Origin of the sequence: Cobetia amphilecti, assembly GCF_032923285.1 — a bacterium.
GTDB lineage: Bacteria > Pseudomonadota > Gammaproteobacteria > Pseudomonadales > Halomonadaceae > Cobetia > Cobetia amphilecti.
In genome coordinates this window covers 3,185,975-3,204,836 of record NZ_CP136695.1, presented here as the reverse complement: position 1 = coordinate 3,204,836, position 18,862 = coordinate 3,185,975, and the positions used below count along the sequence as shown (strand labels likewise).

Here is an 18,862-nt window from a genome sequence, read left to right as displayed (position 1 = left end):
CGTCAGCCTGGTAGTCATCAATGCGGCATGAAAAAGCCCCCTGCAGCGAGCTGCAGGGGGCTTTTCGTTATGGTATCTGTGGTCTGTCTGTCTGCTGGTATCTGTCTGCCAGCTGGCGCCGTTACTCGCCTTCCAGACCGGTGATCGGCTTGACCGTGCCCCAGTGACGACACTTCGGACATTGCCAGAGCAGCATCGAGGCTTCGAAGCCGCAGCGATGACAGCGATGGCGAGGACGCGCCTGGATCAGTTGCTGGGTATGACGCTTGAGCAGATTGAAACGCTCGGTCTCGCGCTCATCGGCATCCAGCAGGTAGAGATCGAGCAGGTAGTCGACGCCGCGCAGGCTGGGGTGACGATGCAGTTGCTCGCTGGCGAAGCTGGCAGCTGCCTCGACGCCCTCGCGGCGCTCGATCAATTGCGCAAGGCTGATGACCGTCGTGGTGTAGGGCGCGCGCTCGACTTCCTGATGCAACAGGCGCACCAGGCCACTCTCGTCATCCAGCATGCGAAAGGCGTTGCCCAGTGGCTCGAGGATGATGGGGGTGAAGCCGGTATCCTGACGTGGAATGCGCTGCAGCAGGCGGATGCACTGCTTGTAGTTGGCATGATCGAATTCGATCTCGGCCAGCATCCAGTTGGCGCGGACGCATTTCTCATCGGTGGAGAGCGCCTGCTTGAGGCGCTTGCGGGCCATCGCCTGGCTGCCTTCGGCGATATCCAGCGCGGCCAGTTCGCAGTGCCAGTGGGCCGCCGCGCGGCGGATGCCGCCTTCCTGGCGCAGAATGGCGTGGGCGACTTCGAGTGCGGCCTCCCATTCGCGTTCCCGCTCGAGGAGGTCGATCAACAGGCGGCGGCCGGCACGCCGATGGCTGTCGTGCTGCGCTTGCTTGAGGAGGGTTTCCAGCAGCTTCTCGGCGCGGTCATAGACACCGCTGCGCATGAAGTCGCGGGCCAGTTCCAGCTGGACACGCTCGCCCTGTTCGCTATCCAGGGCAGGGCGGGCCAGCAGGTTCTGGTGAATCTTGACGGCACGATCGACTTCGCCGCGACTGCGATAGAGATTGCCCAGCGCGATGTGGGTATCGACGGTGTCGCTGTTGACTTCCAGGGCCTGAACGAAGGTTTCGATGGCACGATCAGGCTGCTCGTTGAGCAGATGATTGAGGCCGACGAAGTAGTCGCGGGACAGGGTGGCAGGAGCCGGTGCTTGTTCATCGGGGCGACGATCACGCCGCCCCAGCCAGAATCCGATGGCGATGGCCGCCATCAGCAATCCCAGCAATATCAGATCAGGCATTTATGCCACTTCCTTGATCTCCTGGATGCGCAGTTGGTCCAGTTCCTTGCGTTGCTGCTGGTTGCGGCGCTGGGCACGGGTCAACAGCGTGCGCAGGCGCAGGTACATGCCGGTCATCGCGACCATGCCAAGCACGACGCCGACGGCCAGCGAGAACAGCAGCCACATGGAAAGGGACGCAGCAGGCAGCTCTACCCAGATGAGGTCGAGGGGCACGGCTTGCTGGTTGTGAACGGCAAAGAGAATACCGACCAGCAGGACGATCAGCAGGATCACGGCCAGAACGAGACCTTTTAGCCAACGCATAACGGTTTCCTTGTCATGAAATGCAGTCGTGAATCATCTGGGAGCGAGTGTATCACTGCCCATCGCGCGAGTCTTGGCGGCGACGCCGTGAGGTGGGTGGCTGTCGTCTCTGGCATGACGGCTTGAGCAGATGTCGGCCGGCGCTGAGCCAGCCGGCCCCGTCACGCCGGGTCTTCCTCTGCGGGCAACGCTGTCAGTCAGCCGCGCCGTCGTCTTTGGCACTGTCATCAGTCGCGCTGTCGTCAATACCCCAGGGCGCGACTGGCATCGACCTGCTCGCGCAGCTCCTTGCCGGGCTTGAAGTGGGGGACGAACTTGCCATCCAGGTCCACCGGCTCACCGGTCTTGGGGTTGCGCCCCAGTCGTGGCTCACGGTAGTGCAGCGAGAAGCTGCCGAAACCGCGAATTTCGACGCGACCGCCGTGGGCCAGGGCGTCTGTCACATCATCGAGGATGATGCGAACCGCGGCCTCTACATCCTTGAGCGACAACTCAGGCTGTCGCATGGCTATCTGTTCGATCAGCTCGGACTTGGTCATCGGATCTCTCCATGCCTGCACCTTTCTCGCGAAAGGCGTTCGTGATGCGGCAGCCGGGCGACCTCTTGTCACCGGACAGGCACACGCATCCTTGTGATTGTTATCTCCTCAGCATAATGGGCAAATCCTGAGAAAACAACGCACTAGGGACATCATTGCCGATCACGGCACGGATTGCCAATTCCTGCCCGAGCAACGGGTCAACGGATGCCGCTGACGCCCCCCTCGGGTATACTGCGCGCATTGATGTGACGACTGAGGTTCAGGCAATGGAAGATGTGATTCGCAAGCGGCTTCATTGGCATTCGCGTCGCGGCATGTGGGAGCTCGATCTGCTGCTGCTGCCGTTTCTGGAGCAGCGTTTCGACGCCTTGAGCGAAGATGACAAGGCACTCTATGTGCAGCTGCTGGCCGAAGAGGACCAGGACCTCTTCGTGTGGCTGATGAAGCGCGACCCGTGCGGCAATGCCGAGTACCAGCGCCTGATCAACATGGTGATCGCCAATGCCGAGAATGGCGAGCGCGATCAGTTCAAGGGCCTCTAGGCAGGCGTTCGCGACCCACGCCAGCCTGCGTGTCGGGCTGTTGGTGGCGAGTCTCGCCTTGTGGGTCTGGCTTGCCGAGCTGGCGACTGGCCAGTTCCTTGTCAGTACGTGGTGGACCTGTCAGTGGCAATTTCTACGCAATGCCCTGCCTTTCGAGGCGGGGCATTGTGCGTTTGAGGGGCTCGCTCAGCTGTCGGATGGCGTCATGGCGCTGCTGAGCGTGATGGGGCTGGGCTGGCTGCTGCAGGCCGCAGAGCTGGCGTCATGGTGGCGCCAGGCTCGGCGGCGCCTCACGGACCCCGATGCGCGAGTCTGGCTGGCCCTTGGGGGTAGCCTCTGCGCCGATGCGGCGCTTGCCAGCGGTGGCCAGGCGCTAGTGCCGGAGAACGAGGCTGAAGCCGAGAGCGAAGCAGAGACTGCAGCAGAGAGCGAAGTCGAGACCGAAGTCAGCGACACCCCGCCTGCGTCAGAGGCGCGCCACCGTCACCCGGAGATGCAGCTCTGCTGGTGGTGGGCCGATGGTGCCTCACGCAGCTGGCAGCCCGTCAACGTGCGCTGTCTGTGGTGCTCACCACGTCTGCTGGGGCTCGAGATCTCGCCGCAGGGTTTCGGGCCACAGGGGGTGGGACCACAGAGGGTGGGGCCACAGGGGATGGGGCCACAGGGGATGGGGCTACAGGGCTTGAGAGCGCAGGGCGCGGGCCAGCAGTACCTGAAAACGCAGCGGGTATGGCTGTGGCCGGATAGCGCCTCCAGCGAAGACCTTCACCAGCTGCGCCCGTGGTTGCTGTGGCCGCCCTTGCCGCATGGTTTGCCGCGTCAGCCGCCGCCATTGGAGACCCTGCGGCGCGTCGCTGCCCAGGACTCCCGCCCACGCTAAGCCTGCTCATGGGCCTTTTCATGGGGCTTCGCATAAGCCTTCTCAAGAGCCGCTCAGCTTGCGGCAGCGAAGGCCGAGAGCCGAATGACGCTATCGCGGGCACGCGGCGCCGGCATCGGGAAGTCGCGGATGAAGTGCAGGCCGCGTGACTCATGACGTTGATGGGCGCTGAGCAGCAGCAGCGGTGCCAGCGTCAGGGCCTGATAGAGCGCAAGGTGATCGAGCCCTGCACACGGCGCTGAAGCTTGCCTGTGCTGCTCGGCCTCCACCGTTTGCCCCGCCTCCAGCGAGACCCACTGCGCTATCTGCTGCAACGCCTCCCTCAGGCCGTGCTGGCTGCGCTCGATCCCCGCTTGCAGACTCATCAGCTGGCGCAAGCTGTGCAGGCGCGTGCGCGCCTCGTCGGCGCTCAGGCGCATCACGCAGCGCCAGACCTGACCATTGTCGGCAAGCTGTGTGAGCAGGGCAGCGTGTTGCGGCATCAGCGAGTCGAGCGTGCTCATCAGGCGTGGCTCGTCTGCGCGGCGCGGCTGCCCAAGTGCTTCACCACAGGCGCGCGCCTGCACCAGGCACTCGAGCAACGAGTTGCTGGCCATGCGATTGGCGCCGTGCAGGCCCGTGCAGGCGACTTCGCCGATGGCCCATAGCCCGGGCAGGTCGCTGGCGCCATCCAGTCCGGTGGCGATGCCGCCGCAGCTGTAGTGGGCGGCAGGGACGACGGGAATCGGTGCATGACGAATATCGATTCCGCGTGCCAGGCAGTGCTCGGCGATGGTCGGGAAGTGGTGTTCGATCGCCTCGGCCCCCAGCGCGCTGATATCCAGACAGACATGCTCGAGACCGTGCGTGCGCATCTCGGCGAGGATGGCGCGTGCCACGACATCACGCGGCGCCAGCTCCAGGCGCGGATCATGATCGGCCATGAAGCGATGCCCATCCGGGCGCAGCAGCAGTCCCCCTTCGCCCCGTACCGCCTCGGAGATCAAAAAGGGCGTGCCATCGGGGTCATACAGGCAGGTGGGATGAAACTGCTGGAACTCCAGGTTCATCAGGCTGGCGCCGGCGCGGGTCGCCATCGCCATGCCATCACCGACGCTGGCGCTCGGGCTGGTGGCGTGGGCGAACAGGCCGCTGGCACCGCCGGTGGCCAGCACCAGGTCATTGGCTGCCAGCCATTGGCGCTGGCCCGTGCCGTCCATCACCCACAGACCGCTGGCGCGACCCGCATTGACCGCGATGTCGACCGCCAGCAGGTCTTCGAGAATCTCGATGTTCGGGTGGGCTTCGACGTGGGCGCTGAGCGTATCGAGCAGCGCTCGCCCGGTGGCGTCGGCGGCGTGGATGATGCGGCGGCGACCATGCCCGCCTTCACGGGTGAGGTGGAAGGGGTAGCTGGCGTCGGCGTCGGCCGGGGTGAAGGGTACGCCGAGCGCGATCAGCCATTCGATGGCCTCCCGCGAGTGGCCGACGGTGAAGCGCACCGCACGCTCGTTGCACAGGCCATCGCCGGCAATCAGGGTGTCGGCGACATGGGATTCCACATCGTCCTCGGGCGCCAGCACTGCCGCGATACCGCCCTGTGCCCAGCGGCTGGCGCCCTGGGCCTCACGCGCCGGACGCAACAGCGTGACGCGGCGGGTGCGCGGGCTAGGGGGCAGGCGATTGGCGAGGCTGAGTGCCAGGGTCAAACCTGCCGCGCCGCCACCGACGATCAGCACGTCATGCTGGCTTGCGGGAGTCACTCCGGATACTGAGTTCATGTGTCTTTCCTGGCAGTCTCATTGCCGGCCGAGTCCGGCTGGTGCCTGTCGTGGCGGTCTGGCTCATCGCTGCTGTTGTCACTGTTGCTGTCATCACTCGCCGGCGCTTTGCTGGCCGGTGCTTCGCTGACCGAAGAGTGTTGCTTGCCAGCGCTGTTCTCGCGCCTGGTGGGGGCTGCCGTATCGCCCGGTGTCGGATCTTCCGGCAGGAACAGACGGCGTGCATCACTGATCAGGCCATGGCCCGGCAGGCGGCGTTGCAGGCGCTGGCTCGGCAGGCGCTCCAGCAAGGCAAGACGCTCGCCCAGCGCTTCGGTCAAGCGTGCCAGTTCGCGGTTGAGCCACAGGTAGCCTGCCGGACTGAACAGCGCGCGGCCGTTGCGGCTCTCGACATTGCGAACATCGGCATAGCGTTGCAGGTCGAAGGGCGTCACCGTCAGTTCGATGCTCTGGCCGGTGCGCACCTGGAAGGCAAGGGTCCCCAGGGCGCGGGCCAGACGATGCTGGGCATCGCGCAGGCCATCCAGCCCCTCGATGAATTCATGCCCCTCGCGGGTGTTCCAGTGGGTTTCCTGCAGCAGCTCGATGGTCGAGATCATGCGGCGCTCGAAGGACAGGATTTCCTCGATGTCGGCACGATTGATACGGCCTTCCTGAGCGACGGCATCGACCAGCCCGCGCTGCTTGACCAGCTGTGCCGAGGTGGCACGCACCAGCGCGAGACCTTCATTGACGCCCTCACGCTCGGCCTTGGTATGGCCGTGGTAGAGACGTGCCAGCTTGTCGAGGTTGTCGGCCAGCAGGAAGCGGAAGACATCCGTCGCCTTCTGGGGCAGCAGCACCATGCTGACCACGATGCTGATCAGGGTGCCCAGCACCACATTGAAGACGCGCCATAGCCCGATGCCGAGATCATGATTGCCATCACCGATCACCATCAGCAGCGTGACGCAGAACAGCAGTGAGCTGTAGCCATAGCGATTGCTGAAGGTGGCATTCAGCGCCAGGGCGATGCCGACGATGCTCCAGAAGGGCACCACGCCGGGCAGAGGCTCGGCGACCAGAATCAATATCAGGCCCCACAGGCCGCCAAGCAGGGTGCCGACCAGACGTTGCCAGCCCTTGTCGATGACACCGCCGACGTGGGGCAGGTTACCCATGACCATCACGGTGCTGACCAATGCCCAGGAACTGTGCGGCAGGCTGAACAGTTCGATGATGGAAAAGCACAGCGTCAGGGCGACGGTCACGCGCAGGATATGCAGGCGCTGGCGGTGCAGATAGGTGAAGTAAGGGTTGTGCGAGAACCATTTCATGATGCGATCTCCCCTCCGGCAGGCACGAGGAAGTGAGGGTTGGTGCGCACCGCACACACGGCGGGTTTCAGCAGCGAAGAGGTGGACATCAGGTTCGCGGTCATTCCGTCGACAGGATTCAAGAGGCGTGGCCAAGGGGGCCATGACCATGGTGGAAGCGCTGCACAGTGTAACCGACCCCTCAAGGTCGTCCCAGAGGCTTTCAGGCCCTTGCGGCGCACTGTGGCGCTGCGCCCTTGCTCTGCGAATGTACTGATGGCGCTCAGGGCAGAGACCGGATGGCGGGCAAGAAAGGCCGGTCAAGAGAAGGGGCAAGAGGGATAGGCAAATAGGAGCAGGCAACGAGAGATGCGTACAGAGAGCGCAGAAAGAGGTCTTGGTAAGAGGGCCTTGGGTGGGAAGCAGGCATGAGGGGCAAGCAGGCGTGAGTACTGACTCGAGCGCACCATCAAGGGGAAAGATCGAAAAATGGCGATTGTTATTGATAATCACTCTCATGAAGTGGCTTGATTGGTATCCTGTACGTCCCCAAGTGATCATCAGGGGATCGAAGCTGGCGATCAGGTCATCGATCACGTTATTGCCAGCCGCCCATCAGTGACGCCAGCCAGGTGCGACGTCATATGCAACAGCACAGGGAGACAAGCATGAGCAGCCAGACCCGCCGTGAACGCGACAGCATGGGTGAACTCGAAGTGCCGGCCAGCGCACTCTATGGCGCCCAGACTCAGCGAGCGGTCGACAACTTCCCCGTCAGTGGCCAGCCGTTGCCTGCTGCCTTCATTCGTGCCGTGGCGCGTATCAAGCTGGCCGCGGCCGAGGTCAACCGTGACCTAGAGCTGCTGGATGACGTGCGTGCCGAGGCGATCATCAAGGCGGCACGTCAGATCATCGACGGCGAACATGCCGACCAATTCCCGGTCGATGTCTTCCAGACCGGTTCCGGTACCTCGACCAACATGAACGTCAACGAGGTGCTGACGCAGCTTGCCAATCAGCATCTGGGTGACAAGGACGTGACCGTCGGCGCCAACGACCACGTCAACATGGGCCAATCGAGCAATGATGTCATCCCGACGGCCATTCATCTGTCCGCCGTCATCGCAGTCGCGGACACCCTGTTGCCGGCGCTGCGCCACCTGCATGAGGTGATCTCCCGCAAGGCCTCTGAAGTGGACGACGTCGTCAAGACCGGTCGCACTCACCTGATGGATGCAATGCCGATTCGCATGAGTCAGGAGCTGGGCGCCTGGCAGGCGCAGGTCGGGCAGGCCATCGAGCGTATCGAGCAGGTGCTGCCGCGCCTCGAGCGCCTCGCCCAGGGTGGCACCGCCGTCGGCAGTGGCATCAACGCGCATCCGGAATTCGCCGAGCGCATCGCCGACCGCCTCTCGCACCAGACCGGCCATGCCTTCCGTCCCGCCGAGAGCTTCTTCGCGGCGCTGTCCTCCCAGGACACGGCAGTCGAGCTCTCCGGCCATCTGCGTACCTACGCCGTGGCGATGATGAAGATCAGCAACGACCTGCGCTGGATGAATTCCGGCCCGCTGGCAGGGCTGGGCGAGATCGAGCTTGAGGCCCTGCAGCCGGGCAGCTCCATCATGCCGGGCAAGGTCAATCCGGTGATTCCCGAGGCGGCCGCCCAGGTGGCGGCGCAGGTGATGGGCAATGACGCCACCATCGGCATCGCCGGGCAGAGCGGCAACTTCCAGCTCAATGTCATGCTGCCGCTGATCGCCAACAACCTGCTGTCCTCGATCACGCTGAGTGCCAATGTCAGCCGCCTGCTGGCGGACAAGGCCATTGCTACCTTCAACGTGCGTCAGGACAACATCGAGGCACCGCTGGCCAAGAACCCGATTCTGGTCACGGCGCTCAATCCGGTGATCGGTTACAACGAGGCGGCGCGAGTGGCCAAGGTGGCCTATCAGGCCGGGCGTCCGATTCTGGATGTGGCCGAGGAAGAGACTGAGCTGTCACGCGAGGAGCTGGAGCGTCTGCTCGATCCGGCCAAGCTGACGGCGGGCGGTATCCAGTAAGTCGTCAATACATGACCTAAACTTCCGCCTGTCCCTGAACGAAAAGCCCACCCCTCCTTGCCGGAGGGGCGGGCTTTCTTTTGCTGCTGGCTCAGCCGGTTTTCATCAGGCGGCGCGTGCCAGCAGGCGTTCCTTGAGGTAGTCGCCGATGCGCGTCTTCTGCTCATCGCTCAGGCGCAGCGTCAGCTTGGTGCGGCGCCAGACGACATCCTGCACCTCACGCGCCCATTCGTGCTCGACCAGGTAGTCGATCTCGGCGGCGCTCAGGCCGGCGCCGAAGTCCTCGCCCAGCTCCGCCTCGCTCTTCTTGCCGTCGAGGAAGTGCAGGCACAGGCTGCCGTAGCTTGAGGCGAAGCGTCGGGCGCGTGCATCGCCGAGGAACGGGTAGTCGCGCTGCAGCTGGCGGGTGAAGGCTGCGCGGCTCTCGATATCGCCACCGGGCAGGGCCTTCTCGTGGGTCCACGGCTCGCCCATGCTCGGCAGCAGCGGCTTGAGGTCTTCGAGTGCCGACTCGGCCAGCTTGCGATAGGTGGTGATCTTGCCGCCGAAGATGGACAGCATCGGTGCGCCGCTGTCATCCAGGTGCAGGGTGTAATCACGCGTCATCGCGGACGGGTCTGCCGACTCGTCGTCACACAGCGGGCGCACGCCGGAGAAGGTCGAGACCACGTCATCGCGACTCAGCTTGCGCTTGAAGTGATGGTTGACCACCTCGAGCATGTAGTCGGTCTCATCGCTGGAGCAGGCCACCTCGGAGGGGTCGCCCTTGTAGCGCACGTCAGTGGTGCCGATCAGGCTGAAGTCTTCCTGATAGGGCAGCACGAAGACGATGCGCTTGTCCTTGTTCTGCAGGATGAAGGCGCGGTCGTCGGTGTTGATGCGCGGCACGATCAGGTGGCTGCCCTGGATCATGCGGATGCCGTAGCGCGGCGTGCGTTCGGTGGCGCCCTTGATGAAGGACTCCACCCACGGGCCTGCCGCATTCACCAGGGTGCGTGCGCGGCGGATGAAGGTCTCGCCGCTGCTGATATCTTCAAGCGTCAGCTCCCAGTGGCCTTCGACATCGCGGGCGCCGACACAGCGGGTGCCCGTCATGATCTCGGCGCCCTGCTCGCGCGCCTGCAGTGCATTGGTGATGACCAGGCGGGCATCATCGACCCAGCAATCCGAGTATTCGAAGCCCTGATTGATCTCGCTGACCAGCGGGCTCTGCTCGCCGAACTTGAGGCCCTTGGAGGCTGGCAGGGTCTCGCGCTTGCCGATGTGGTCATACAGGAACAGACCCGCGCGAATCATCCACGCCGGACGTAGGTGCGGCTGGTGCGGCAGGATGAAGCGCAGCGGCCAGATGATATGCGGCGCCTTCTTGAGCAGTACCTCGCGCTCCTGCAGGGCTTCGCGCACCAGACGGAATTCGTAGTGCTCCAGGTAGCGCAGGCCGCCATGGATCAGCTTGCTGCTGGCGGAGGAGGTCGCACTGGCGAGGTCGTTCTGCTCGCACAGGGCCACGCTCAGGCCGCGGCCGCTGGCATCGTTGGCGATACCGGCGCCATTGATGCCGCCGCCGATGATGAAGAGGTCAAGAAGTGCATCGTTGTCGCGGGACATGGGCTGCTCCTGCTCGTGCCCGGCGCTACCGGGTGGGGCGAATGAGTCTGCACCGGCAAGGTGCGCGATAATTAGGTTTTCGAAAGTGAACATAGCTTAGCAAAAGTCGAACATCAAGGGGATTCTTATGCGCTGATGGCTTTCGGAAGTGATCATTTGGGCGAGTGTCTGGCAACCGAGGATTGCCTGATATTCAACCTGTTGTCTTGCCGGTGTTTTTTCTCAGTCTCTGATCATGGCGTGACATTTTCATGAAGCGTCTGGCTGTCATGTTGCCGCGCGGGCGGCGCAGACGATGCCCGCAGTGACTGATCAAGCGTCCTGACAGGTTATACGGAGACGAAGCGGTGCCGCTGGGCAGCGCACAGTCAGCAGCTGGGCAGCTTTCGTGATATGCGAGGTTCATCGGTGCAAAGGGGGCAAAAGGGGGAAAAGGGGCGAGGGGGAAAGAAGGAAAGGGGGCAAGAAGGAAAAGGGGGCGAGGGATAAGGGATGAGAGCCGGGCCAGGCTGCACGACGGCGTATTGCCTGGCCCTGATTGCGCGATGACCTGATTGCGCGATGACTTGTTGGTGAGGCGACTAGTGGGTTGGGTGGCGCGGCCTGGAGCTCAAGCGTCGCCAGTCTCACCCGGCGACTCGTCACCGGCGACATGCAGCGCGACCTCGTGCTGACGCATCAGGGTCAGGATGCTTTCCGGGGGCTGGATGTCGGTGAAGAGCGCATCGAGCTGACTCAGGTTGCCCTGGCGCACGACCGCATTGCGCTGGAACTTGGAGTGATCCGCGATCAGGAAGACCTGGCGTGAGTTGTGGATGATCGCCTGGGCGACACGCACTTCCTGATAGTCGAATTCCAGCAGCGAGCCATCTTCATCGATGCCGCTGATGCCGATGATCCCGAAGTCGACCTTGAACTGGTTGATGAAGTCGATGGTTGCCTCGCCGATGATGCCGCCATCGCGGGAACGCACCATGCCGCCGGCCACGATGACATTGAAATCCTCCTTGTGCTGGAGGGTGGCCGCCACGTTCAGGTTGTTGGTGATGACCTCAAGCCCGTGGTGATCACACAGCGCCTCGGCCACCATCTCGTTGCTGGTGCCGATGTTGATGAACAGCGAGGCGTGGTCAGGAATCTGCCTGGCCAGGGCGGCCGCCATGCGCCGCTTGGCGCCCAGGTTCAATGTCTTGCGGGTGCTGTAGGCGGTGCTGACGGTACTGGACTCAAGCCCCGCGCCCCCGTGCACGCGCTTGAGCGCGCCGGCCTCGGACAGCTGATTGAGGTCGCGACGAATGGTCTGCGGCGTGACCTCGAAGTGACTGGCCAGCTGCTCGATGGAGGCATATCCCTGACGCGTGATCAGTTCGACAATGGCGCGATGGCGCTTTGGCTGCATCATCCTGCTCTCTTGTTGTCAGCGGCTTGCGGATCGTGAGTTCACTTCATGTCAGGAAGCGCGCATCACGGTTGCCGTTGGGGGGTGGGGTCGTCCAGTGAGGGTACATCCTAATCCAACAGGGGGGCGTCAGTGCAATTTGACGAATGGCGTCAAGGTGTTGCCAAGCTGCAACAGCCCATGTCGGCGCATTGGGCATGAGACCAAGGTACAATGATATTGATTGGTAATACGTTTGTGATAGCGCGCATTTGGCGCTAACGTTTGCAGCGATATTCGAAGACGAACATTTCGTGTTCGGTTGTGATGGTTCAAGAGGAAGTGTTCTCGCTGCGCCTGCCAAGCGCGATGAGGACAAAGCCAACCCGCTTTCTCCTGTCGCCCTCACATGATACCCGAGCCAATATAGTGAAGTACCGCAGTCTCCGCTGACGTGTACTCTCAGAAGCAGCCTCGAAGCCAAGGACAGTCATAATGTCTAGCCCCAAGCCAGAGAAAGACTCTCGCGTCGATGGACCCACGCGCATTCTCGCGATCGACCAGGGTACCACCAGCTCCCGCGCCATCCTGTTCGATCGTGAAGGGACGGTGACAGGTCTGGCCCAGGAAGAATTCCCGCAGCATTTCCCGGACAGCGGGTGGGTCGAGCACAACGTCGATGATATCTGGGGGTCGGTGAAGCGCACCGTGCGTCAGTCGCTGATCAACACCAATGTCGGCGCCGAGCAGGTGGCCGCCATCGGGATCACCAACCAGCGTGAGACCACCATCGTCTGGGACCGCGAGACCGGCGTGCCGGTCTACAACGCCATCGTCTGGCAGGACCGCCGCACCCACGAGTACTGTCGTGAGCTTTCCGATGCCGGTCATGGTGACATGATCCAGCAGAAGACCGGTCTGCTGATCGACCCGTATTTCTCCGCGACCAAGCTGCGCTGGATTCTCGAGAATGTCGAAGGCGTTCGCGCACGCGCCGAGAAGGGCGAGCTGGCCTTCGGTACCGTCGACAGCTACCTGATCTGGAAGCTGACCGCTGGCAAGCGTCACGTCACCGATGCCACCAACGCCTCGCGTACCTGCCTCTTCAACATCGTCGATCAGTGCTGGGACAGCGAGCTGCTGGAGCTGTTCGGTATCCCGGAAAGCCTGCTGCCGCAAGTGCTGGATTCCAGTGATGATTTCGGCACCACCGACCCGCAGCTGTTCGGTGCGGCGATGCCGATTCGCGGCGTGGCCGGCGATCAGCAGGCGGCGCTGGTCGGTCAGGCCTGTTTCACGCCCGGCATGAGCAAGAGCACCTACGGCACTGGCTGCTTCATGATCATGAACACCGGCGAGAAGATGGAGCTGTCCCGCAATCGTCTGCTGACCACGGTGGGCTATCGCCTCAATGGCAAGCCGACCTATGCCATGGAAGGCAGCATCTTCGTGGCGGGCGCAACCGTACAGTGGCTGCGTGATGGCCTGAAGCTGTTTTCCGATGCCTCCGAGACCGAACCGCTGGCGCGTGCGGCCAAGGCCGACCACGGCGTCTACATGGTGCCGGCCTTCACTGGCCTGGGGGCACCGCACTGGGACCCGCAGGCGCGTGGCGCGATTCTGGGGCTGACCCGTGGCACCGGCATCACCGATATCGTGGCGGCCGGCCTGCAGTCGGTGTGCTATCAGACGCGTGACCTGCAGGAGTGCATGCTGGATGACGTGGCCATCAACTGCGCGAATCTGCGCGTGGATGGCGGCATGGTCAGCAACAATTGGGTGATGCAGTTCCTGTCTGACATGCTGGGCGTGAAGGTGGATCGTCCGCGCGTGCTGGAAACCACGGCGCTGGGCGTCGCGTATCTGGCTGGCCTGCATATCGGCTGGTATGAAAGCCTGGATGAGATCAGCGAGCTGTGGCATTGCGAGCGTACCTTCGCGCCGGAAATGGCGGAAGAGCAGCGTGAGCGCCTCTACGCCGGCTGGCTGGAAGCGGTGGAAAGAGTGAAAAGCGACGGAGGCCACTGAGCATGTGGACCGATGTCATGACAGGCGAGTTTCTCGGCTGTCTGTTCCTTATCCTGTTCGGCGGTGGCGTGGTCGCCAATGTGGTGTTGTCTGACACCAAGGGCAATGGTTCCGGCTGGATCGTGATCACCACCGGCTGGGGCTTTGCCGTGATGATCGGCGTATTCGTGGCCGTCTCGACCGGCTCGCCCCAGGCAGACCTCAATCCGGCGGTGACGCTGGCCAAGTATCTGCTCGGGGTACATGCCACCCTCATGGATGTGGCGCGGCATGTCATCGCGCAGATGCTCGGTTGTTTCGCCGGTGCCGTGATGGTGTGGCTGGCCTATCTGCCGCACTGGAAGCGCACCAGCGATGCTGGCCTCAAGCGGGCGGTGTTCTGCACGGACCCGGCAGTCGAGTGTCGTCTGGGCAACATGCTCAGCGAAGTGATCGGGACCGTGGTGCTGATCTTCGGTATCGGTGCCATCGTCGGCTCCGGCACCATCAGCGCTGGCCTGCTGCCGTATCTGGTCGGCATGCTGGTGTGGGCCATCGGCCTCTCGCTGGGTGGTGCGACCGGTTATGCCATCAACCCGGCACGTGATCTGGGCCCGCGTATCGCGCACTCCTTGTTGCCGATCCACGGCAAGGGCGCCTCCGGCTGGGGGTATGCCTGGGTGCCGATCGCCGGTCCCCTGGCGGGTGCCTTGATCGCGGCCTCGATGTGGCATCTGCTGCTGTAACAAATCCTTGCCGCAATCCGCTGGAGGAGCCCCCTGCTCCTGTGGCACTGTAGCCTGACTTCGCCCCGTCCCTCGACGGGGCGAAGTCATTTCGGGTCTCCGCTTTTTTTGCCATCACCCGGCGATAGCGTCACCCATTGTCATGGGGCGCGTTCGTGTGGGCGAGAGGTGGCGGTAGACGACTGACAGGGGGCAAGTGGCGGAGGTCATCAAGATGTGGACTGACGTCATGACGGGCGAGTTTCTGGGCACTACCTTCATGATTCTGCTGGGAGGTGGCGTGGTCGCCAATGCGATGCTCGGGGCACCAAGGGAGCGGGTTCCAGCTGGTTGATGATCAATGCCGGCTGGGGATTTGCCGTGATGGTCGGGGTGCTGGTCTCGACCTCGACAGGGTCGCCCTACGGCGATCTCAATCCGGCGGTGACGATCGCGAAATACCTGCTGGGCGTGCATACCGACGAGCTCAAGGTCGCCAGGATGATGCTGGCGGAGCTGCTCGGCTGCTTCATGGGGGCGGGACTGGTGTGGGCGGCCTATTACCCGCATTGGGAGGTGACCCGAGACCCGCTGCGCAAACGCGCGGTCTTCTGTACTGATCCGGCAGTGGCCAACAAGACGGCCAATGTCATCAGTGAAGCGATCGCGACGGTGGTGCTCATCTTCGCCATCGGCAGCATGGTCGACAGCGCGCTGATCACCGATCAGGCGCTGCCGTATCTGATTGGTGTGCTGGTCTGGGCGATCGGCCTGTCGCTGGGTGGGCCGACCGGCAACGCGATGAATCCGGCGCGTGACCTGGCGCCGCGCATCGCGCATTGGGTGTTGCCGATTGCCGGCAAGGGCAGTTCGGGCTGGCAGTATGCCTGGGTGCCGATCGCCGGACCCTTGCTGGGGGCCGTGTTGGCAGCTGTGCTGCGTCGGGTCTTCCTCTAGCCGTCGAGGCGCTGCGGCCAGTCATTGTCGTGTCCGTGCGCTGCCAGCCAACCTTGTGCCATTCGACAAGAGTGGCTGGCGGCGTAGGGCAGAGCAGGGCAGATCAGATCAGATCAGACCGGGTGAGTTCTTTTCAGGCCTGGCCGCGATGACGTGCCTCGCTTGCGTGCTGCACGCGCGGCCGATCTGTGCCCGCTCTGTGTCCGTTCTTTTTACCTGATCACGGCAAGGCGGAATGGCGAGAAAATTTTTTATCATCAGGGGGTTGCATCATAACGGGAGTTGCGTAGAATACGTCCTCGCTGACAGGGCAAAGCACTTCGCATCATACTGCTTCGCATTTCAGCATGCTGACATAGGACCATAGCTCAGTTGGTTAGAGCGCCACGTTGACATCGTGGAGGTCGGCGGTTCAAATCCGCCTGGTCCTACCAGCATCGGCACTGATGGCAACATCACGCCACTTGATTCAGGACCATAGCTCAGTTGGTTAGAGCGCCACGTTGACATCGTGGAGGTCGGCGGTTCAAATCCGCCTGGTCCTACCAAGCCGTTCCACGGTATGTTTCAAGTGTTCCTGTGTCATCTGCCACACTTCAGGACCATAGCTCAGTTGGTTAGAGCGCCACGTTGACATCGTGGAGGTCGGCGGTTCAAATCCGCCTGGTCCTACCAGATTCCAGAAAACGCCCGGCTCATCGAGTCGGGCGTTTTCGTGTGCGTGTCATGAAAATCTGCCGCGGGATTGGCGCGCGCCGCTCAGGCAAGCGTCTCGTCGAGGAATTCGCGTGCTTCCTTGAGGGCGGCATTGGCAGCGCTCAGCAGCGGGGCGAAGCCGACGAACACATGTGGCATGTCCGGCCACAGACTCAATGTGACGGGCGAGCCGCAGTCCTGCGCCTGAGTGGCGTAGCGACGGCTGTCGTCGAGCAGGATCTCCGCCTCGCCGCACTGGATCAGCGTCGGAGGCAGGTCAAACAGGTTTCCCTCCAGTGGTGAGATGCGCGGATCGCTCATGTCGGTGCCGTCCTGCACATAGGCCATGCTCACGAAGGGCAGCAGGTTGGGATCGAGGATCGGGTCCACCTCGGCCTTGCGCGACAGCGAGGCGCTGCCCCAGCTGAGGTCCGTGGCGGGCGAGAAGGCGATCACCGCATCCGGCAGCCGCTCGCCTGCGCTCTTGAGCGCATTCACGGCCGCCAGCGTGAGGTTGCCGCCCGCGCTGTCACCGGCCAGCAGCAGGTGGTCCTGCGGGTATTCGTCACACAGCCAGCGCCACGCGGCCAGCACGTCCTGCAGGCCGGCCGGGAAGGCGGCCTCGGGCGCGAGGCGATAATCCAGGGTGTAGGTCTCGGCGCGTGCCGCTCGCCCCAGACGGCTTGCCAGAGGACGGTGGCCGGCAGGCGAGCCTGCGATCCAGCTGCCGCCATGCACATACAGCAGGCGACGCGGGCGCGCTGGTGCGTCATCGGGTGCCGGCAATACCTCACAGACACGCTCTCCCTCGCCACCCGGCACCATCGCGAGACGCGGTGTCACGCCGGTGTCGAGAATGCTGGCGTCGGCGGCGAAGTAAGCCTCAAGCAGGGTGCGCTTGGCACCGAGGTCATTGCCGGTGCGCGCCGTGAAGGCCTTGATACGCTCAAGATGCTTGATGACTCGCTCAAGGCCGGCATGCGCTTCGTCGTGATTTTGCAGCGAGGCCTCCGCGTGTGGGGGCGGCGAATCCGGGGAGGAGGGCGATGTGGAGGATGATGTGGAGGGCGAAGTAGAGTGCGGCGAGGGATGAGATGGCGACCGGGATGACATGTTTGGCTCCTGTCGGGGGCGAGAGCTCTTAACCTGTCATCTCGCACGGGGCTGTGCAAGGCCAGAAAGGCCACAACGCAAACCGCCCGCCGTGCGAGTGGCACGGCGGGCGGCAGAGCGTGATGCTGACGTTCTGGCTGTCTGTCAGGCGGGCGCTCAGTTTGTCAGGCAGGAACGCTGTCGAAGTCGCTGGAGGCGATGAAGATCTCGACCAGGCGCTCGATGCCGGCCTGATCCTCTTCGTCGAAGCGCTCGGGGCTAGGGCTGTCCAGGTCCAGCACGCCCCACAGCACTTGCTGGCCGTCCTGCTCGATGAGCACCGGGATGACCAGCTCGCTGCGCGAGGCGGCGTCACAGGCGATATGGCCCGGGAAGGCGTGTACATCCGCGACACGCTGGGTGGTGCGCTCGGTGGCGGCGGCGCCACACACGCCCTTGGTGAAGGGAATCGGGTGGCAGGCCGGCTGACCCTGGAACGGCCCTAGGTGCAGGATCTGCGGCTGACGTTGTACATAGAAGCCTGCCCAGTTGAGGTTCTCCACCGTCATGTTGACGAAGGCAGCCGTCTGGGAGGCGTTGGTCAGCCAGTCGCGGGTATCGAGGATGGCATCCAGCTGGCGGGCCAGCAGTGAATAGTCGGGGCGAGTGGCCATGAGGGCTCCTGAGGGATAGGTAAGGTGGCGAGATGGCGCAAGAATGCGGTCGCGGGTCGCCTGTTTCAAGCGTGTCCTGCGCGTGTGTCTTCTCGCACTACGCCGGCTGCTGGGCGTGATGAGATGCGTGCATCCACTGGATGCAAAAGCGCCGACCAGTGGTCGGCGCTTTGCGTTCAGGCGTCTGTCAGTGACGTGGGGTGAGGCTTACTTCCAGCCCGGTACCGCCGCGCCCTTGAACAGCTCTTCGGCCTTGGCTTCGACTTCCGGCGTCTGGTAGGCCTTGACCAGCTTCTGTACCTTCTCGCTGTCTTCATCGCCCTGACGCACGACGATCAGGTTGACGTACGGAGACTCGGCGCCTTCACGGATCAGCGCGTCTTCCGGCTTCAAGCCAGCCGGCTGGGCGAAGGTGTTGTTGATGAAGGCCAGGTCGACGTCCGGCAGGATGCGCGGCAGCTGGGCAGCCTCGATTTCCTTGAACTGGTAGTCATGCGGGTTCTTGGCGACATCGATCGGGGTCGCTTCGAGGTTGTCCTTGTCGGTCAGCTCAATCATGCCCAGGTCGTGCATCAGGATCAGGGAGCGGCCTTCGTTGGACGGATCGTTCGGCAGGGCGATGGTCGCGCCGTCCGGCAGTTCGCTGATGTCTGCGTACTTCTCGGAGTAGGCACCGATCGGGTACACGAAGGTCTTGCCGGCGCTGGCGAACTTGTAGCCACGCTCACGCACCATGGATTCCATGTACGGCTGGTGCTGGTAGGCGTTGGCATCCAGAGAGCCATCGGCCAGTGCGGCGTTGGGAGACACGTAGTCGGTGAACTCGGTGATCTCGACGTTCAGGTCGTACTTTTCCTTGGCGATCTCGGCCGCGACCTTCATCACTTCGGTTTCCGGGCCTGCGACGGTACCCATCTTGAGGGTATTCTCGTCGGACGCGTCGTTGCCGCAGCCTGCCAGCAGGGTGGCGCCGAGCAGGGTGGCGGCACCGGCAAGGCGCAGCGGGGAAGAAAGCGTGGTCAGCATGTTGCGCATCGATG

General features: G+C 63.3%; 16 protein-coding genes and 3 tRNA genes. 9 read left to right on the top strand and 10 right to left on the bottom strand.

The features are described 5' to 3' along the window. Positions 1-121: 121 nt before the first annotated feature. The 3 genes from lapB to R1T44_RS13660 form a co-directional block, all read right to left on the bottom strand. Positions 122-1,300, bottom strand: coding sequence for a lipopolysaccharide assembly protein LapB (lapB, locus tag R1T44_RS13670; protein ID WP_043335632.1), 1,179 nt, complete (start codon positions 1,298-1,300; stop codon positions 122-124). Next, positions 1,301-1,606, bottom strand: a complete 306-nt coding sequence (locus tag R1T44_RS13665; protein WP_054555462.1) for a lipopolysaccharide assembly protein LapA domain-containing protein — start codon at positions 1,604-1,606, stop codon at positions 1,301-1,303. It abuts the gene before it with no gap. A gap of 242 nt (positions 1,607-1,848) precedes the next feature. Then, the gene (locus tag R1T44_RS13660; RefSeq protein ID WP_043335630.1) at positions 1,849-2,145 is read right to left on the bottom strand and encodes an integration host factor subunit beta; all 297 of its coding nucleotides are present in this window, start codon (positions 2,143-2,145) and stop codon (positions 1,849-1,851) included. A 269-nt stretch (positions 2,146-2,414) separates the two neighbouring features. On the opposite strand from R1T44_RS13660, the gene R1T44_RS13655 reads away from it, so the two are divergent. Both R1T44_RS13655 and R1T44_RS13650 read left to right on the top strand, forming a co-directional pair. Further along, entirely contained in the window at positions 2,415-2,690 is a 276-nt protein-coding gene (locus R1T44_RS13655) for an FAD assembly factor SdhE (RefSeq protein WP_043335628.1), read from the top strand. A 205-nt stretch (positions 2,691-2,895) separates the two neighbouring features. Continuing rightward, positions 2,896-3,570 (top strand): hypothetical protein, encoded by a 675-nt coding sequence (locus tag R1T44_RS13650; protein WP_317292235.1) that lies wholly within the window; start codon positions 2,896-2,898, stop codon positions 3,568-3,570. 53 nt (positions 3,571-3,623) lie between these two features. Here the strand turns inward: R1T44_RS13650 and nadB are convergent, their stop codons facing one another. Further along, positions 3,624-5,330: an L-aspartate oxidase gene (nadB, locus tag R1T44_RS13645; RefSeq protein ID WP_317292234.1), complete on the bottom strand. Its 1,707-nt coding sequence runs from the start codon at positions 5,328-5,330 to the stop codon at positions 3,624-3,626. Next, positions 5,327-6,646, bottom strand: coding sequence for an FUSC family protein (locus R1T44_RS13640; protein WP_317292233.1), 1,320 nt, complete (start codon positions 6,644-6,646; stop codon positions 5,327-5,329). Before R1T44_RS13640 ends, nadB begins: the two co-directional genes overlap by 4 nt. Before the next feature lie 647 nt (positions 6,647-7,293). On the opposite strand from R1T44_RS13640, the gene R1T44_RS13635 reads away from it, so the two are divergent. Further along, on the top strand, positions 7,294-8,685 hold the full coding sequence (locus R1T44_RS13635) for a class II fumarate hydratase (protein ID WP_153636255.1): 1,392 nt from the start codon (positions 7,294-7,296) through the stop codon (positions 8,683-8,685). 105 nt (positions 8,686-8,790) lie between these two features. Here R1T44_RS13635 and glpD read toward each other — a convergent pair whose 3' ends face one another. Together glpD and R1T44_RS13625 are read right to left on the bottom strand one after the other, a co-directional pair. Continuing rightward, positions 8,791-10,293, bottom strand: coding sequence for a glycerol-3-phosphate dehydrogenase (gene glpD / locus R1T44_RS13630; protein ID WP_317292232.1), 1,503 nt, complete (start codon positions 10,291-10,293; stop codon positions 8,791-8,793). A gap of 610 nt (positions 10,294-10,903) precedes the next feature. Continuing rightward, complete coding sequence (locus R1T44_RS13625) at positions 10,904-11,695, bottom strand: DeoR/GlpR family transcriptional regulator (RefSeq protein WP_317292231.1); 792 nt, start codon at positions 11,693-11,695, stop codon at positions 10,904-10,906. Between the two features lie 471 nt (positions 11,696-12,166). Here R1T44_RS13625 and glpK point away from each other — a divergent pair, with 471 nt between their 5' ends. The 6 genes from glpK (at position 12,167) to R1T44_RS13595 (ending at position 16,035) form a co-directional block, all read left to right on the top strand. Next, positions 12,167-13,699 carry a glycerol kinase GlpK gene (glpK, locus tag R1T44_RS13620; RefSeq protein WP_131432463.1) on the top strand — a complete coding sequence of 511 codons (1,533 nt, stop codon included), beginning with the start codon at positions 12,167-12,169 and terminating at the stop codon, positions 13,697-13,699. A 2-nt stretch (positions 13,700-13,701) separates the two neighbouring features. After that, positions 13,702-14,424: an MIP/aquaporin family protein gene (locus R1T44_RS13615; RefSeq protein ID WP_052384798.1), complete on the top strand. Its 723-nt coding sequence runs from the start codon at positions 13,702-13,704 to the stop codon at positions 14,422-14,424. A gap of 333 nt (positions 14,425-14,757) precedes the next feature. Beyond that, positions 14,758-15,360 carry an MIP/aquaporin family protein gene (locus R1T44_RS13610; RefSeq protein WP_317292951.1) on the top strand — a complete coding sequence of 201 codons (603 nt, stop codon included), beginning with the start codon at positions 14,758-14,760 and terminating at the stop codon, positions 15,358-15,360. Positions 15,361-15,717: 357 nt separating this feature from the next. Beyond that, positions 15,718-15,794: transfer RNA gene (locus R1T44_RS13605), tRNA-Val, on the top strand. A 37-nt stretch (positions 15,795-15,831) separates the two neighbouring features. After that, positions 15,832-15,908, top strand: a tRNA-Val gene (locus R1T44_RS13600). Positions 15,909-15,958: 50 nt separating this feature from the next. Then, positions 15,959-16,035, top strand: a tRNA-Val gene (locus R1T44_RS13595). An 84-nt stretch (positions 16,036-16,119) separates the two neighbouring features. On the opposite strand, the gene R1T44_RS13590 is transcribed toward R1T44_RS13595, so the two are convergent. The 3 genes from R1T44_RS13590 to R1T44_RS13580 all read right to left on the bottom strand — a co-directional run bounded on the left by R1T44_RS13590 (position 16,120) and on the right by R1T44_RS13580 (position 18,848). Continuing rightward, complete coding sequence (locus tag R1T44_RS13590) at positions 16,120-17,169, bottom strand: alpha/beta hydrolase (RefSeq protein ID WP_317292230.1); 1,050 nt, start codon at positions 17,167-17,169, stop codon at positions 16,120-16,122. A gap of 164 nt (positions 17,170-17,333) precedes the next feature. After that, positions 17,334-17,822 (bottom strand): GAF domain-containing protein, encoded by a 489-nt coding sequence (locus R1T44_RS13585; protein WP_131432461.1) that lies wholly within the window; start codon positions 17,820-17,822, stop codon positions 17,334-17,336. 207 nt (positions 17,823-18,029) lie between these two features. Continuing rightward, a complete protein-coding gene (locus R1T44_RS13580) occupies positions 18,030-18,848 on the bottom strand; it encodes a MetQ/NlpA family ABC transporter substrate-binding protein (RefSeq protein WP_317292950.1) in 819 nt (272 codons plus the stop codon). Positions 18,849-18,862: the final 14 nt, after the last annotated feature.